14 protein-coding genes and 3 pseudogenes are annotated in these 16,418 nt (G+C 35.8%); 8 read left to right on the forward strand and 9 right to left on the reverse strand.

Annotated features, from left to right (window positions below; translation table 11 throughout):
• Positions 1-248 precede the first annotated feature (248 nt).
• From OS138_RS10470 to OS138_RS10485, 4 genes are read left to right on the forward strand one after another with little or no spacing between them, the layout of a single operon-like run.
• Positions 249-452, forward strand: a complete 204-nt coding sequence (locus tag OS138_RS10470) for a helix-turn-helix domain-containing protein (RefSeq protein ID WP_077850395.1) — start codon at positions 249-251, stop codon at positions 450-452.
• A gap of 28 nt (positions 453-480) precedes the next feature.
• A complete protein-coding gene (locus OS138_RS10475) occupies positions 481-3,657 on the forward strand; it encodes an HsdR family type I site-specific deoxyribonuclease (protein WP_077850396.1) in 3,177 nt (1,058 codons plus the stop codon).
• A 17-nt stretch (positions 3,658-3,674) separates the two neighbouring features.
• Positions 3,675-5,297: an HsdM family class I SAM-dependent methyltransferase gene (locus OS138_RS10480; RefSeq protein ID WP_077850397.1), complete on the forward strand. Its 1,623-nt coding sequence runs from the start codon at positions 3,675-3,677 to the stop codon at positions 5,295-5,297.
• Positions 5,290-5,832 carry a restriction endonuclease subunit S gene (locus OS138_RS10485; protein ID WP_213360105.1) on the forward strand — a complete coding sequence of 181 codons (543 nt, stop codon included), beginning with the start codon at positions 5,290-5,292 and terminating at the stop codon, positions 5,830-5,832. The genes OS138_RS10480 and OS138_RS10485 overlap by 8 nt, the downstream gene beginning before the upstream one ends.
• Here the strand turns inward: OS138_RS10485 and OS138_RS10490 are convergent.
• Complete coding sequence (locus OS138_RS10490) at positions 5,829-6,392, reverse strand: restriction endonuclease subunit S (RefSeq protein WP_077850401.1); 564 nt, start codon at positions 6,390-6,392, stop codon at positions 5,829-5,831. The two genes, OS138_RS10485 and OS138_RS10490, sit on opposite strands and share 4 nt — an antisense overlap.
• Positions 6,393-6,496: 104 nt before the next feature.
• Here OS138_RS10490 and xerA point away from each other — a divergent pair, with 104 nt between their 5' ends.
• On the forward strand, positions 6,497-7,486 hold the full coding sequence (gene xerA / locus OS138_RS10495) for a site-specific tyrosine recombinase/integron integrase (RefSeq protein WP_077850399.1): 990 nt from the start codon (positions 6,497-6,499) through the stop codon (positions 7,484-7,486).
• Positions 7,487-7,498: 12 nt separating this feature from the next.
• Positions 7,499-8,683 carry a restriction endonuclease subunit S gene (locus OS138_RS10500; RefSeq protein WP_213360101.1) on the forward strand — a complete coding sequence of 395 codons (1,185 nt, stop codon included), beginning with the start codon at positions 7,499-7,501 and terminating at the stop codon, positions 8,681-8,683.
• A 382-nt stretch (positions 8,684-9,065) separates the two neighbouring features.
• Here the strand turns inward: OS138_RS10500 and OS138_RS10505 are convergent, their stop codons facing one another.
• From OS138_RS10505 to OS138_RS10520, 4 genes and pseudogenes are all read right to left on the reverse strand, one after another.
• Positions 9,066-9,350: a YjcQ family protein gene (locus OS138_RS10505; protein ID WP_002303603.1), complete on the reverse strand. Its 285-nt coding sequence runs from the start codon at positions 9,348-9,350 to the stop codon at positions 9,066-9,068.
• Between the two features lie 20 nt (positions 9,351-9,370).
• Positions 9,371-10,330 carry a DUF4357 domain-containing protein gene (locus OS138_RS10510; protein ID WP_325070107.1) on the reverse strand — a complete coding sequence of 320 codons (960 nt, stop codon included), beginning with the start codon at positions 10,328-10,330 and terminating at the stop codon, positions 9,371-9,373.
• A 66-nt stretch (positions 10,331-10,396) separates the two neighbouring features.
• Positions 10,397-10,741, reverse strand: coding sequence for a hypothetical protein (locus OS138_RS10515; protein ID WP_325070108.1), 345 nt, complete (start codon positions 10,739-10,741; stop codon positions 10,397-10,399).
• Positions 10,742-10,753: 12 nt separating this feature from the next.
• Positions 10,754-10,849 (reverse strand): annotated as a pseudogene (locus OS138_RS10520) (hypothetical protein); the annotation flags it as partial.
• A gap of 110 nt (positions 10,850-10,959) precedes the next feature.
• Here OS138_RS10520 and OS138_RS10525 point away from each other — a divergent pair.
• Positions 10,960-11,877 carry an IS982-like element ISEfm1 family transposase gene (locus tag OS138_RS10525; RefSeq protein ID WP_235692276.1) on the forward strand — a complete coding sequence of 306 codons (918 nt, stop codon included), beginning with the start codon at positions 10,960-10,962 and terminating at the stop codon, positions 11,875-11,877.
• A gap of 623 nt (positions 11,878-12,500) precedes the next feature.
• On the opposite strand, the gene OS138_RS10530 is transcribed toward OS138_RS10525, so the two are convergent.
• The 4 genes and pseudogenes from OS138_RS10530 to OS138_RS10545 form a co-directional block, all read right to left on the reverse strand.
• Positions 12,501-12,818 carry a type II toxin-antitoxin system RelE/ParE family toxin gene (locus tag OS138_RS10530; RefSeq protein WP_002290394.1) on the reverse strand — a complete coding sequence of 106 codons (318 nt, stop codon included), beginning with the start codon at positions 12,816-12,818 and terminating at the stop codon, positions 12,501-12,503.
• Positions 12,819-13,073, reverse strand: coding sequence for an AbrB/MazE/SpoVT family DNA-binding domain-containing protein (locus OS138_RS10535; protein ID WP_002290397.1), 255 nt, complete (start codon positions 13,071-13,073; stop codon positions 12,819-12,821).
• A 259-nt stretch (positions 13,074-13,332) separates the two neighbouring features.
• Positions 13,333-13,557 (reverse strand): annotated as a pseudogene (locus OS138_RS10540) (type II toxin-antitoxin system RelE/ParE family toxin).
• 553 nt (positions 13,558-14,110) lie between these two features.
• Positions 14,111-14,197: pseudogene (locus OS138_RS10545) on the reverse strand (single-stranded DNA-binding protein); the annotation flags it as partial.
• 1,165 nt (positions 14,198-15,362) lie between these two features.
• Here OS138_RS10545 and OS138_RS10550 point away from each other — a divergent pair.
• Positions 15,363-16,403, forward strand: a complete 1,041-nt coding sequence (locus OS138_RS10550; RefSeq protein WP_002303636.1) for a replication initiator protein A — start codon at positions 15,363-15,365, stop codon at positions 16,401-16,403.
• The last annotated feature ends 15 nt before the right edge of the window (positions 16,404-16,418 follow it).

The raw sequence follows: 16,418 nt of genomic DNA on the forward strand, positions 1-16,418 counted from the left end.
TTTAACTGTTAGCTCCTGCCGAAGATCGTCACATCCGAGGAGGCTCATTGTCAAGGACAATCGGAATAGCATACGGAAAGAAGTTCTGCACCTTATAAAATTTGTCAAAAAAACTGTTGCCATTCCAAGGAACGTGGAGCTAAAGTGGTCGAGTTTACACACGATAAATACCAAAGTCGCTTCTCTGAAAGCCGTTATGGCTTCTTGCATGGAGTCTATGAGAGTTAAATTACAGGAGGTAACGCATCATGAAATTTAGCTATAATCCACTTTGGAAGCTATTAATTGATCGAGGAATAAAAAAGTCAGAACTACGAGATATGACAGGAATCAGTTCTGCTTCTATCGCCAAGTTAAATAAAGGCGAAAACATCACTACTGGCATTTTGCTTCGAATCTGCGAGGCATTGAAATGTGATATCACTGACATAATGGAATTAGTTGAAAAATAACTACTAGAAAAGAAAAGGAGGTCTTTCCATGGGGGAAAGAAATACCTTTAACGAAGCAACGCGGGTCCAAATGCCTGCAATGGTGCACTTAACAAGGCTTGGATATAAATACTTCGGTAAAATCTCTGAAGAAACCGCAGGAATCGTTTACGACCCAGATACAAACATTCTGCTGGATGTATTTCAAAAACAGTTCGAAAAACTTAATCCAGAACTTGGAGGAGAATATGAGCAAGTTCTTCGTGATATTCGTCTTGAGTTAGATAATGATGACTTGGGTCGGAGCTTTTACGAACGATTAACTCGTGTTTCGCCAACTAAACTAATTGACTTTGACGATCCAGCTAAGAACGAGTTCCACTTCACAGCTGAATTTACTTGCAAAAGAGACCAAGATGAATTCCGACCAGATATCACCCTATTTGTGAATGGGCTACCATTAACCTTTGTCGAGGTTAAAAAACCAAATAATCGTGGTGGTATGGTTGCTGAGAGTGAACGGATTAATAAGCAACGTTTCCCTAACAGGAAATTCCGTCGCTTCATCAATATCACTCAACTAATGCTCTTCTCAAACAATATGGAGTACGACACCCTTAACGGAGTTGTTCCAGTTCAAGGAGCTTTCTATTGTACTGCCTCAAAAACAAAGGCTCCATTTAACTGTTTTAGAGAAGAAAACCCAACGAATAAGGATATCGCACCTTATAATCAAGAGTTCCCGTATCGCCCTATTGACACAGTTGTTGAAAAGAAAATTCTTAGTGATTTCAATGTTCAAGTTATTCATACAAAGCCGGAATACCAAAAGAACCTTGATTTCAACTCACCAACAAACCGTATTCTGACATCCATGTGTAGTCCAGAACGTTTGCTCTACATCATCAAATACGGCATTGCCTACGTTAAGATGGAGCGTGAAGTTGATGGAACGATTGAAATAACTGACCAAAAGCACATTATGCGTTATCAGCAAATGTTTGCTTCTATGGCTGTTTGCGACAAGCTTGATGACGACATTAAGTCAGGAGTCATCTGGCACACACAAGGTAGTGGCAAAACAGCACTTTCGTTTTACCTAAACAAAGTACTGTCGAATTACTTTGCAAGACAAAATAAGGTAGCAAAATTCTACTTTATTGTTGACCGTCTAGATCTGCTAGAACAGGCATCTCAAGAATTTGAAGCACGTGGCCTACAAGTCAAAACTGCCTCTTCTCGTGCTGAACTGATGGAGCAGTTTAGGACGAATCAAGCACTTGAAGGCAGTAGCGGCAAGCCAGAAATCACAGTTGTAAATATTCAACGATTTGCCGAGGATAAAGAGCGAATTGATATTCCGCGCTATGCAACAAACCTGCAACGGGTATTTATTGTCGATGAAGCTCACCGTGGCTATAATCCAAAAGGTAGTTTCTTAGCAAATTTGTTTGATGCAGATAAAAACTCAATAAAAATTGCCCTTACTGGGACACCATTGCTGAAGAAAGAGCGTGCTTCTTGGAAAGTATTTGGTGAGTATATCCATACTTACTATTACGACAAATCAATTCAAGACGGATACACTCTCAAAATCATGCGGGAAGATATTGAAACTTCATACAAAGAGAAGCTCTCAGATATCTATGACAAACTAGACTCACTGGTGGAAAAGAAGCATATCAAGAAAAGTGATATCATCGAGCATCCTAGCTATGTAAAAGAATTAACACGCTATGTCATCAGCGACTTAAATAAATTCAGAATCCTTCATGGAGACCCAACACTTGGTGGTATGGTCATTTGTGAAACCAGTGAACAAGCTCGACAAATTGCTGCTTGTTTTGATGAGGTACAGGTTGAAATTAACACTACTTCTTCTACTCAGAGCAAATTGAAATATGGCTTGATTCTTCATGACAGCGAGGATAAAGAAACACGGAAAGAAATCGTCAAAAACTTCAAGAAGAATATGACGGTAGATATTCTGATTGTGTTTAATATGCTATTAACCGGGTTCGATGCTCCACGCTTGAAACGCCTGTACTTTGGTCGTAAATTACGAGATCATAACCTCTTGCAAGCTATCACGCGCGTGAACCGTCCTTATAAAGACAACCGATATGGTTATGTGATTGACTTTGCGGATATCAAGAAAAACTTTGCAGAGACCAACGAGGCGTACTTGCAGGAATTGAATCGATTTAATGATCCTGATGAAACTGGTATCGATAATATTCCAGATACTTTTAGTCAGGTTATCGAGGATCAAGAAGCTCTTATCAACCAGATGCGTGAAGTACGGCAAGTTCTCTTCAACTACACAACTGATAATCCTGAAGAGTTTAGTTCTGAAATTTCTACCATTGATGATAAAAAAGAGTTGCTCGAATTGAAAAAAGTTCTTGAATCTGCAAGGGATTGCTTCAATATTGTAAGGACTTTTGGTGATGATGATTTAAAAGAAACGTTCTCTCATCTTCACATTGAAGAACTGCCAGCCATGCTTTCTGAAGTTCAACATCACATTAACTTGATTAATCAAAAGGAAGCCTTTGACCAAGGTGACTCAACAAAGATGATGATCAATGATGCGATGAAAGATATTCAGTTTGACTTCCACGTGGTTGATACTGAAGAAATGAAAATTATCTCTGGAGGTCAAGACTTGCAAGATAAATGGAGTCGAGTCATCAGTGCCTTCACGGAGAATGTGGATCCCGAAGACCCCGAATACATTACACTTCGTGAGGCATTCATGTTAAGATTCAAGGAACACGGCTTTGTGATTGATAGCCTTGCTCAATTTGACGAGCAGTCAAAAGCGCTGGATGGAATTTTGACAAAACTACAAGAGCTTCAGAAGAAAAACACTGTTCTTTTGAAAAAATACAACGGTGATGCCAAATTCGCTAGGGTTCATAAACGTATCCGTGAAGAAAACGAGCAACGTAAAATTGCTCGAAAGAAACCAATCGTCTCCAACTATGATGAGTCAATCATGACAACGCTTCTTTTCATCAAGAAAGACATCGACCAACAAGTCTATGACAGAAACGATATTTTGAAAAAAGATGCCTACTTTGAACGCACAGTGATGACTGAAATCAAAAAGGGACTAGATGCACAAAATCTCGAAAATAATCGAGATGACCGCCTGTTTATCCAAATGCGGTTAACCAAACAATACATGAATCAGTACAGGGAAACCTACCCTGCTTATTAGATTCTTCGGAGGGTCACATGAATATCAAAGAACACACAACTCAGCTTATTGATGAGCTGAAGGCGACATGCCAAACCTATGGTATGGGAAACGATGGGAATGAATACAAAATCATCACCCAAGTTTTCCTATACAAATACCTTAATGATAAATTTGGGTACGAAATCAAAAAAATCAGCCCTGCACTTGCAGAAGCTGAAAAATGGGAAGTAACTTATGGCGAGATGTCAGAAGATGACCGCTTGGATCTCTTTGACGAGCTATCTCCTGATATTCCACGCTTAGAACCACAACACCTTGTGTCGAATTTGTGGAATCAACAACAAAAAGGAGATTTTGACCTAATCTTTGATGCGACAATGATTGATATCGCAGAAAAGAATATCGACATCTTCTCCACTCAGACTACTCAAAACACTAAGATCCCATTGTTTGAGAATCTAACTGTTTATGTAACGGATACAGCTGAACGTGCGCCATTTGCGCGTGCCTTAGTTGATAAACTCGTCAATTTTTCTTTTGAGGGAGTTTTTTCACAAAACTATGACTTCTTCGCAGCAATTTTTGAATACCTGATTAAGGATTACAACACGGCTGGTGGTGGTAAGTATGCCGAGTACTACACTCCACATACCATTGCAACTATCATGGCTCGTCTACTTGTAGGCGACAATCCAGATTTGCACAACATTGAGTGTTATGACCCTTCTGCAGGAACGGGAACACTCTTAATGGCTCTTAGCCACCAAATAGGGGAGCACAAGTCCACAATTTTTGCACAAGATATCTCACAACGATCAAACAAGATGCTGAAATTAAACCTTATCTTAAATGGTTTAGTCGCCTCACTTGATCACGCCATTCAAGGCGACACCCTCGTTGCACCATATCATAAATCGGATGACGGTAAAGAATTACGCCAGTTTGATTTCGTTGTTTCAAATCCTCCATTCAAGATGGACTTTTCTGATACACGAGAAAAGTTGGCAGCCATGCCTGCTCGTTTCTGGGCTGGTGTACCAAAAGTGCCCGCAAAGAAAAAAAACAGTATGGCAATTTACACGTTGTTCATCCAACACGTAATTAACTCACTAAAATCATCTGGTAAGGGTGCTATCGTAGTTCCAACAGGATTCATCACTGCAAAAAGCAGCGTTGAAGGAAAGATTCTTAAGCATATCGTTGATGAGAAAATAATCCATGGTGTCATTAGCATGCCTTCAAATGTATTTGCTAATACGGGTACAAATGTGTCCGTCCTCTTCTTCGACAAGTCACACACTAGTGATAAGGTAATTTTGATTGATGCCTCAAAACTTGGGGAGGAATATCAGGAAGGCAACCTCAAAAAGCGCCGCCTACGTGATGAAGAAATTGACCAAATCGTGACTGCCTTCAGAGATGAGGAAGAGATTGATGACTTCTCTGTAGCAGTAACTTACGATGAAATCAAAGAAAAGAAATATTCTCTTTCAGCCGGACAATACTTTGATGTGAAAATTGAATATGTCGAACTCACTCAAGATGAGTTTAACGCCCAGATGAATGAGTACACTGAAAACCTGAAATCGCTTTTTGCAGAAGGGAATCAATTGCAAACTGACATAATTGAGCAATTGGCAAAGGTGAAGTATGAATAAAGTGAAATTAAAAGATATTGCAGATATACAAGCAGGTCCCTTTGGAACACAACTTCACAAATCAGAGTATGTTGAGAGTGGCATTTTCATGATTAACGCAAAAAATATCGGGAATGGCATCATCATTGAAGAAGCTGCTGATTACGTTCCTGATTCGGTAGTTGATAGGCTTCCAAGATATCTAATTAAAGAGGGCGATATCCTTTTCGGACGAGCTGGATCTATTGAGCGTCACACCTATGTAGAAAAAGAATTCGATGGTACTTTTCAAGGTACAAACTGCATTAGAATTCGTTGCCATGACAGAACTATCGCTAAATATGTTTCATATTATCTATGGTTAAAAAATGTTAAAGCCTCAATCGAAAACAACACTGGTGGCTCTGTTCAAGCTTACATCAGCTCCGATTTGCTAAAAGATATCACTATTGTGCTACCTGATGAGGGCAACATCAAAAAAATCACAAGTATTCTTGATAAACTTGACCAAAAGATAAAAAATAATAATGCAATAAACGATAATTTAGCGGCTTAGATTGAAATGATTGCTTGACCATTCATTAGCATAGGAAGAAGCCAGTCTCTTAAATCTGCTAGATTTTGATTTTCTCTCGTGTTCATGGAAATTTTCACTAGCATTTGGGATACCTGAGAATTGAAAGTTGCGAGCTCATCGGTTGATGGCATGTAGATTTTCCTATCTTTGATAAGTGGTTTCTGTAGATGCTTTAACCCAGTGCCTTGGAAGAATTTTTGATCCAGTTCTGGTTTTATAGAATCAAGTAGCAAGTATAAATAATCGGTAAGATCATTCTTTGCGGAAATGCACCACGTATCTGTTGAGTATGCTGCTTTGCCAACGTAGTACTTAACGTCAGCGTTCCCACCAGTATTTAAATAAATATTCTTCCCTTCAACTAGATATTCAGGCCATTCATAGATTGCTGCTCCACTTGTAAAAAATGGATAATTACCTTGAGAATCTTTTGCTTCGCCAACCTGTATACTAGATTTCTTGTTCTCTAGAAGAACATCAGAGATTTTGGTATTCTCTTTCTTTCCGAAGAAGGAATGTAAATAAATTGCCCTAGACATGGCAAATAAATTATCGTTTATACCTCATTCTCATCAACGGCGGGAATTATTACTATAAGGACTGCCGTTGAAAGTCGTTCTCTAATCGAAAAGGAGATACGACAATGAAAAATAAACTAATCAATGAAGTCTTGAAAATGATGACAGATAGCCTAACTTCTTCTCAACTTAACAAGTTAGAAAACGTATTGAAGCAAGCATTGGCCTCTCTAGACGTTATTGAATATGGGCAACATCAAGAACAACCAGTTTCCAACAAGGATTTCCTGGAACTCTTCCTGTCGGCAAAGAAAATTGAAGGTTGTTCTGACAAATCACTAAAATACTACCGTTCCACAATTGAAGCCATGAGGACCTCTTTCTCAAAATCTGAAGCGGATATCACTACTGATGATTTACGTTACTACCTGACTAGCTATCAAACTACTCATGGTTCAAGCCAAGTCACCATTGATAACATCAGGAGAATATTATCTAGCTTCTTCTCCTGGTTGGAAGATGAAGATTATATCTTAAAAAGCCCTGTAAGACGGATTCACAAAATTAAGTCTAGCTCAACAATTAAAGAAACCTATACCGATGAGTCTTTAGAAATAATGCGTGACAGCGTTGATAATCCACGTGATCTAGCTTTGATTGATATCTTAGCCTCAACTGGTATGCGTGTAGGTGAACTTGTACTTCTCAATATCTCCGACATCAATTTCTCCGAGCGGGAATGTGTCGTCCTTGGGAAAGGAAACAAAGAGCGTATCGTTTACTTCGATGCTAGAACCAAAATTCATCTGCAAAACTACCTTGATAGCCGAGATGATGATAACAGCGCTCTATTTGTCTCTTTACGGAATCCTCACAGCCGATTGAGCATCAATGGTATAGAGATACGGCTTCGAAAGCTAGGCGAGCAGTTGGGTATTTCAAAAGTCCACCCACACAAATTTAGGCGAACTCTTGCAACAATGGCCATCGATAAAGGAATGCCAATTGAGCAATTACAAAACTTACTTGGCCATCAAAGAATAGATACTACCTTGCAATATGCAATGGTTAAACAGAGCAATGTGAAAATTGCGCACAGAAAATATATAGGATAAGGATGTGATCGAATGAATAGTTCAACAGAACTTGGAAACATTATTACTCTACAAAGAGGGTATGACTTGCCCAATAGAGACCGTATCAGTGGACCTTATCCAATAATTAGCTCTTCTGGAATCTCGGGTACTCACAACGAATATAAAGTATCGGGCGAGAATGTGATAACAGGTCGATATGGAACCATCGGAGAAGTCTACTATTACTCGGGAAAATGCTGGCCACTGAATACCTCACTCTTTGTAAAAGATTTTCATGGAAATAATACAAGGTATTCATATTATCTTCTAAAACATGCCTTGAAGATGCTTAAAATTGATGGGAAAGATAAAAGTACGGTGCCCGGTGTTGATCGAAATGTACTTCATCAATTAAAAGTTCCATTTATTCCATCGGTGTCATGTCAAAAAGAAATAGTTCATATCCTTGAACTATTAGATAAAAAAATTGAAAATAATATGCAAATAAACGATAATTTAGCAAAGCAACTCAACGTGCTATATCAATACTGGTTCATGCAATTTCAATTCCCTGATAAGGACGGGAAACCCTACTTGTCAAATCAAGGTGAAATGCAATACAATTCACGTTTGAAAAAGAATATCCCCATTAGATGGAAGGTTCAGTCCATCGCAAAGAACGATTTATCATCAATCATTAAACCAGGCGTTGAACACTTTACTTCAAAGACCTATTACCCAACCTCAGAAGTAAATGGGACAACTATTGGTAATGGTGCAATGATTGATTTTGAAACTCGAGAAAGTCGTGCCAACATGCAACCAACTGAGTATTCAGTATGGTTTGCAAAGATGAAAAACAGTGTTAAACATCTGTTCTTGAATCCCGAGCTAAAGCCAATTATTGATTCATCAATACTCTCAACAGGATTTTCTGGACTCCAATGCGATGAGAAATCCTTTGAATATATCTCGTCAGTAATTTCATCTGAATACTTTGAAACAATCAAGGATACATTGGCACACGGAGCAACCCAAGAAGCTGTAAATAATGATGATTTGGCTAATATATTTTTTGTGATTCCAGACAACACGACACTTGAAAAATATCATGTGGTCGCTGAAAAGTTGTTTTCTCAGATTAGTAATAACATCATTGAGAGCAAGGAGCTTACAAATTTAAGAGACTGGTTATTACCTATGTTGATGAACGGCCAAGTCTCAGTAAATAGTTAAGCCGCTAAATTATCGTTTACTCCACTCCCCCTCTATGTATTGCATAGGGGGGTAAAATCTCAGAGGAGGGGGTAAAATTTTCTACCCCGGGGGTAATTTTTCAAAACCGATTTTTCTAAATTCCGAACAAAATCCTCCACAAAACAAAAAAGCCCAGCCATCGCTAGTCCCACAAATGCCGTTATATCAGGCTTTACACCCATAGTTTCAATGTATCAATCTGGTGGTGCAAATATCTATTTAGACGTTGTCGGTGATACAATGTCATTTTTCCCGTGTACTATGTCATTTATCTCTATACTTTGTCATTTTTCTTTTTGGGCAATCAAAAAAGGCAACAAACCAATTATGATTTGCTACCTTCTCCGTTTAAAAACTTATCTTAGCCCCAAAATGGAATCCAATTTTTAACTTCTTTTGCCAATGCATACGCCTTAGCAAGACCTGAGTTTTCAACTAAATATTTTTCCCCTTCCAGAGAAACACTCCCCCAGATATGAACAGTGTTATCCGCCCAAACCATGGATTCTAGTAAGCCATTGCGCGAAAGAAATTTAGTTTGTTCTAAAATATCTTCTTCTGGAACTTGCCCTTTAAGCTCAATAAAAGGATTCTTTTTTTCATCACGCAATTTAAGAATTGCATATCTTAGTTTGTTCTTATCCAACCTAACACCACCTCTATGCTCTATTTCTTATTTCTTAGCGAATCATTAATACTTATTCCGTTATCATCTTTCCAGTAGTCCCAACCATTCCGGCTACCCCCTAATAGCAGAGCTGCTGCATTCGAAACAGATGAGGCAGTGTAATCTTGAACAAATTGTAGTCCCCCAATTGTTTCTTCAATGATTCCATTATCCAACAGCTCTTGGCGAGTTTCATCTAGCGAATCAGATGCAATATCTTTAATCTTAGAATAAATTTCTGAACCTGAATGTATAATCACGGTCTCGTCTTCGTTCAAATACCCAGTTGCTTTTATTCCTTGCGCCTCTAAGAAAATTTCCCTATTCCCATCGTGTTCATAGTCGCCCGACGATCTCAAATAGGGATACATAGTAATCAGTTCATTGATTAGAGCTTCACTTCTGGCAGAAATATCCGATGATGTCCACTCAGTCAATTCGTACAAATCTTTATTCATACGAATATGAAGGGTATCTTCAAAGATTTTCTTTTTGGTCTCAAAGTCTTTATTTCCCGCGGCCGAATTATCAGGATTTGTAACGAGTGTTAAATTACCAATGGTATTTACTAATCCTGTGTATTCTTCCCCCGATGTACCAGCCTTCTCTTCCCAATATGAAGTACTAGTCTGTGGCATGATGTGTTCAATGGACAAGTTACTCATATCAAGTGTTGCTGAATTTTCTCGATTCTCTATTTTTTCAAGTAACCAACGGGCCAATCTCATCGCATAAGCATTGGCATTCAATAGATTAGATTTCAATGCCCTGTCAGATGGAAGTGCCATATTATTTGATTGATTTCTAGTAACAAGAACATAAATTACAATATCAACGATATTTTCATATCCATTAGCTTTAGCGTACTTCCTAACACTTTTCAAATATGAAGGAAATGCTTTTGACACTCTGCTTGTATCATCCCCATTAAAATATCTCCTAAGCTGATAATCATTCACTACCTTAATCGCATCAATATATTGGTCTTCAGTGATAAATTGGTCATGATAGTACCATTCAGATAATCACAAAACAAAAGGTGCAGGCATCATACTTTCCATACTTTGGAAATCGCTCAATACTTCTGAGTATTTTCCTTCAGGTTTGTTATAGTAAAGTCTCGCAAAATAACCAGCATATCGCACTAATTTTTGGAGCAATTCGGCATCACTTGATACATCGCGCTCTTTATGCCAATAGTCTTTGAATGCTTGATAAAGAATATGCTTTGCTGAATACTCCCCAGTTATTGCAGCAAGGTAGTATCTGAAAAAGTCTTCCATTCCTTTAGAATTATCAAAGACTTCTTCCAACCTACGCCAATATTTAGTATAAAGCGTAGTCTGCTCTTCATTAGATTTATCCATCATGATGAAGTTTCGAATCAAATCCGAGGCAGTCAATCTTTCACCGGTAGAATTGATACTTTCAAAAATTTGCTGTGCATTATCACGGTCATCTAATTTAATATAAACAATACGCGTGGTGCTAGTTAATTTTTTCCTAGAGGAAAATGTCTAAACATGTTGGTAAATCAACAAAAAACGCATATAGTAGTCTCAAAACTCCCAAGAAATGAGGACTACATATGCGTTCATCAAAATATACTGAACATTATACAGATACTTTTATAACATTCAAGGAAATTATGAGAACTGTTTCTAACATATACCACAATTGTGTACCAGATAAGATTAAAAACCGAAGAAATACTGATCAACTGAAGCAACGCGATACAGTGATTATTGCTTGTGTTATATGGGGCATAATTAATGGCTATACTAGCCAAAGAGCCACGTATAGAGCGGTTTGTTCCGTCTTATTTCTTAATGGTGACTTTCCTAGTAGGAGTCGATTCACTCGCTTAAGTTCAAACTTAGCTTACACTATCAAGATTATTCGATACTTTTTCATCAAGAAGCTCACCAAAGGTGAACTAGTCGGAATTATAGATAGTTTTCCTAGTCCATTATGTAAACCAGTTAGAAATAGACAAGCAAAACTATTGAATCAAATAGCCAAAGTTGGCTATAACTCAACAAAAAAATCTTATTTTTATGGTCTTAAAATTCATATGATCGTTACTAAGACTGGCTTTCCGATTACTTACTCAATCACGAATCCAGGTGTCCATGACGTGAAAGTGTTAGAGACTTTATCGGAAGAAGCGAATCTTCCCAATATCCTAGGGGACAAAGGATATATTAGCCATAAAATCCATGAAAAGCTTGCCCTTAAGGGCATTACTATATCCGTTCCGCCACGTAAAAACATGGATAAATCAGAAAAACTAGACCACAGCTTACTTGGAAAACAAAGAAAAACAGTTGAGACTGTTTTTTCTTCCTTAGAAAAATTAGGTTGTCAAAATTTCAACTCACGTTCTGTTAAAGGGCTAGAGAGTAGATTTGAAAGCATATTACTGGCTTACAGTGTTCTATTAAGTCGAGCACAACGACGTTTTGAAGGAACTTTGAGATATTCTTTAGATATTAAAATTAACTAGCACCACGGGTTAATATATTTTTTACCAGCAAACCATACATATCTTTTTTCATTAAGTATGTTCACTATCTCTCCTCCATTAATTATATTTAGCATCAAATAGTTATTGTACCTATATTTTATCCCATTCCTTTTAAAACAAGAATACGTACAAAGTAAAATGTTGTAAATAGTCTAGCAGGGAAGTATATTTTCATGTACCAACATAATATTTAAGAAGTTTCCCATAGATATATTGGACTTCCTCTTTTAAAACACAAAAATAAATACTACCTTATTTAGGTAGTATTTATTAAAAGTTACGTCAATTTTGATTAAAAATATACTACTTGAACCTCTCATGAGTAAAGTCACGAAATTTTTGGGAATAGAGCGTACTTGATATCTTATTTTTTCACTAATAGCAGTGTCTCTTATTCACCAAGCGATCCCCGTAGTTCCTACGGTTCTTAATTTTTCTCTAGACTAATGATTGTATCTTTAGACCTTCGGCCATAACATGGAGCAAAATAAAAAGGTACTAAGTCTTATATATCAATCTTCGAGTAACCGACGGTTAACAACCATATCGAGCGGCATTAATCACCCACCTGTAGAGGATGAGCGACTTTTTCCTAATTATTGTTAAAAGCCTAGTTTCATTTGTTTAGATTGGAAAATACGTCCTACAAGTATCTCTTTTTTTTCATGGTCGATCCGATAAAATAAGGCATAGCTTTTGCCGATCACGATCCGATATGTTGGGATATCCATTCCATAGATTTCGGAAACTTCCTCATGCATAGTTGGAAAATTTTTGGTTAGTTCTAAAGCCTTCTGGATCGCACCTACAAATCTTTTTATGCTGGCTGGAGAAAGAGCAAGCTCATTTTCCCATTCTTCTATTATCGTTTCAAGGCTGGTCTGAAAACTTTTAGAATAAACTAGCGTGTACTCTTTCATCTATTCACTCCAGCCGTATTTTCCGAAAGCTTTTACCATTTCAATTTCTGAAACTGTTAAACCTTTCTCAAAGTCTTGGAAACTTTCTTCAATCAATTTGCGATCGTGTTCTTTTGCTATTTGAGTAGTATCTAATATGAATAAGTTGCCTTCTTGTTTGGCTTGGATAGTGTCTCCGCTTTTTAATCCAAGAGAGCTTGGAAGGATCACTCCCACGCTATTGCCGATCTTTCTAACCTTTAGTTCTTTTCCCATGTTATCACACTCCTTTTAGTTTTTGATGAATAAATTATAACATGTTATAACAACAATTGCCAACGGTGTTTCTTAAGGGATTCCACTCCATATTATTATTGGACAAAATAAGCCACTTAGAACGCTGAAAACATATACAAACGATATCAAAATACGAGTGAACTACTCACCATACACTTCCGTTAACATCCATTTAAGTAGGTATTTTTATTATATATAGATTTAACATATGTCGGTCGGTTGATTGATATAGCTAAAGTTATAACTCAACCGAAGCCGATTCATCTACACGAATAAAGTTGCGAGTGTTCTCGGCTAATTCATAAAAATTGTTATGTGTTCCATATAGCAATACTGGAATAACTTTATTTTCTTGAATCTCATAAGCAACTCTATACACGGTGACCGCATACTTAAATCCATTAGACCAATTACCTGATAAACCTCCAGTTTTTTGCTCTTACTTAAATGGATCAATGGCAATTTCATCACAAACCTATAGAGGATGAGTGACTTCTGCCTAATTACGTTAAAAAATATTGAAAGTAACTCTATGTAGCAAAAAATATCTAGAATTTCATTTCCTCAAAACTGATCGATATTGTATCTAAAAATATATACTACCTAAAATAGGTAGTATATATTAAAATATGTGCTTTTGTTAGAAAAATCAATACATAAATTATCATATCTGTATATGTCATTTAGGTATTTCAGTTATGTTATAATAGTTTTGCTGTCTGCTACCCCGGCCTAATCTGGCAAGGGGAGGAGGAGATATAATGAAATACCTTTTTGATTTTGTTTTTGCAATCAAGCCACTTGCAGATGTAGTGTGCAGTTACCTCTGCAAATGGCTTGATTGCAAAATTGCCAAAAAAGACAGTAAGCCTACCCGTTAATTCTATAATATAGAAACGTAAAAAAAACCCCATCAGCCTGCACGCTGATGGGGTTTGGTGATATAATGAAATACCTCTTTGTTACTCATAATTATACCATAATTAGTCACGAATGCAACCAATAGAAAAAACTACTTAGAACGGTAGATCATCGCTAATAACAATGCATTGTCCACCAAATGGATTTTGTGAAGCATTAAATACATTGTTATTAATTGTCGCTGCTTTTAACTAGGCCTCTCCCCTTCTATTATAAAAGAAGATATATATCATTTCTTAATTACCTACTACCTTAAACCAAAATTTAAGTACTACCTAATTTAAGTAGTACTTAAACAATCTAAAAAATAGTTATCCCAATTGTTATGCTTTTATAATACGATTATTTGTAACAAAATGAATATTATATAATTAAACACTACCATATTTAGGTAGTGTTTAATTATTAGCAAAACAAAAAATATTTATTCTATTCTCTTAACTTCAACTAAGTTATGCTGCACACCTTTATATAAATCATATGCAACTCATTAGCTAGACAAACTACAAGCATGTAGTTTTATCTGTTAATTATGTACTACCTAAATAAAGTAGTTTATAATTAGCAAGTATATATATTTAAAAATTTAAGATTAATTTTTTTATGACTTGTACAAATTTATCTGATATTCTCTTATTAAGAACTACCTAATTTGGGTAGTTCTTATTTTTTACATTTTAAGTAGTATTTAATTGCAATTTGGTAGTATTTTTTTATTATCTTATTCTTAGAACGGTAGTACTTAATATAAATATAGGTAGTATCTAATTTAAGTATTAATGGTAGTATCTAAATTAACAGGTAGTATGTAACTACTTTAAAGTAATTTTTTTCAGATTAACACAGTAGTATCTTATTAAATAAGTTAATTTTAATGGTAGTACATAATTGTTATATATATCTGACATTGGTAGTACTTATTGTATTTTTTAGTAGTATATAATCTATTGTTTTCTAGCCTAAAGCCTTGTCTTATAAGAATAATATAATATATACTACTGAAATAAGGTAGTATATATTACTAGTAATGGTAGTATGTTTTATATGCATAAGGTAGTTCTTAATTTATTTTTTGTTTTGACACTGGTAGTACTTAATTATCTTTAATTTTAAAACTAAATTTTATTCATACGTTTTTCTGGTAGTATTTAATTATAAATAATATTTATTTAAAGTAGTTCTTAATGACTTTAAAGGTAGTACATAATTCATTTTATTTCTGATTTTAGGTAGTATTTAATTAAAAAACAGTTTTAATGCGTTTGCATTTTTTATTTATCTTTGCTATTTTCGAAAAGAGTAGGTAATTTTACATAAATAAAACAACGTGAAAGTAGAGGATCTACAATGACTGATTTTAAATTTTTTAAGGCTGATAGAGTTTACAACGAATTATTTTATCAATTTCCAAAAGTCTTTATTGTTTCTGACGAATACAAAAAAATGAAAGATTCAACTAAGATTGCCTATATGCTTTTAAAAGCAAGATTAGAGATCGCAATCAGCAAACGGCAAATCGATGAAGAAGGTAATGTTTATTTTACTTATACGACAAATGAACTATGTAGAGTATTAAACTGCCAAAAACAAAAAGCGATAGCAATCAAAAAAGAGTTGGAATCCTTTGGTTTATTATTACAAAAGCAGATGGGATTTAACAAACAGTTAGGGAAAAATAATCCTAATAGACTATATCTAGCAGAATTAAAAGTCTCAGAAAATGATATCTACTTACTCGAAAAATTTGATAGAGAGAATAGGGAAAACGTTGATAAATCAGAGGGTATGAAAATCATACCCACCCTCGACGAAAAATCAGACGCTGAATCCCTTGGGGCTCAAGAGGGTATGAAAATCATACCGTGCCAAAACGTTGATAAATCAGAGGGTATGAAAATCATACCAGAACTTAATAATAATATATTAGACACTAATAGACACAATATAGACACTGAAAAAGACCGCCTACAAGATCAATTGTTGTTAGACAATTTTGAGACAATTATGACAAACGACAGCATTGCTACGTTTGTCCCTGAACGAGTATTAAATTTGATAAAAACATTTTCTTCAAGTTACAGTGAAGCTCAAAAAACCGTCCAGACTATTCATAATGCAAAGAAAAAAGCTGAAATAGAAAGTGGTATTTCGATAGTTTTTGAAGAACTCGATAGTTATTATGTCAATGCAGAACAAGAATTATACACGACACTGTTAAAAGCCTATCAAAAATTAAAAACCGAAAAAGTCGAAAATATCCAGAACCTGATTTTTGTCTATGTAAAAAATTGGTTTATCGAAAAACCAATAGCTGCTAAAGTATCAAGTGAAAAACGTTTGAATTATGAAAGCTCCCCAAGCACTATTACGAAAGACTGGTTAGAGTGAAACTTTACTGACAAA

Source organism: Enterococcus sp. E5-37 (genome assembly GCF_035726925.1).
Taxonomy (GTDB): Bacteria; Bacillota; Bacilli; order Lactobacillales; family Enterococcaceae; genus Enterococcus_B; species Enterococcus_B faecium.

Bases quoted from the DNA above. Each gene is read 5' to 3' on its own strand.
- OS138_RS10470 (WP_077850395.1), top strand. From the start codon at position 249: ATGAAATTTAGCTATAATCCACTTTGGAAGCTATTAATTGATCGAGGA.
- OS138_RS10475 (WP_077850396.1), top strand. From the start codon at position 481: ATGGGGGAAAGAAATACCTTTAACGAAGCAACGCGGGTCCAAATGCCT.
- OS138_RS10480 (WP_077850397.1), top strand. From the start codon at position 3,675: ATGAATATCAAAGAACACACAACTCAGCTTATTGATGAGCTGAAGGCG.
- OS138_RS10485 (WP_213360105.1), top strand. From the start codon at position 5,290: ATGAATAAAGTGAAATTAAAAGATATTGCAGATATACAAGCAGGTCCC.
- OS138_RS10490 (WP_077850401.1), bottom strand. From the start codon at position 6,392: ATGTCTAGGGCAATTTATTTACATTCCTTCTTCGGAAAGAAAGAGAAT.
- xerA (WP_077850399.1), top strand. From the start codon at position 6,497: ATGAAAAATAAACTAATCAATGAAGTCTTGAAAATGATGACAGATAGC.
- OS138_RS10500 (WP_213360101.1), top strand. From the start codon at position 7,499: ATGAATAGTTCAACAGAACTTGGAAACATTATTACTCTACAAAGAGGG.
- OS138_RS10515 (WP_325070108.1), bottom strand. From the start codon at position 10,741: ATGATGGATAAATCTAATGAAGAGCAGACTACGCTTTATACTAAATAT.
- OS138_RS10525 (WP_235692276.1), top strand. From the start codon at position 10,960: ATGCGTTCATCAAAATATACTGAACATTATACAGATACTTTTATAACA.
- OS138_RS10530 (WP_002290394.1), bottom strand. From the start codon at position 12,818: ATGAAAGAGTACACGCTAGTTTATTCTAAAAGTTTTCAGACCAGCCTT.
- OS138_RS10535 (WP_002290397.1), bottom strand. From the start codon at position 13,073: ATGGGAAAAGAACTAAAGGTTAGAAAGATCGGCAATAGCGTGGGAGTG.
- OS138_RS10550 (WP_002303636.1), top strand. From the start codon at position 15,363: ATGACTGATTTTAAATTTTTTAAGGCTGATAGAGTTTACAACGAATTA.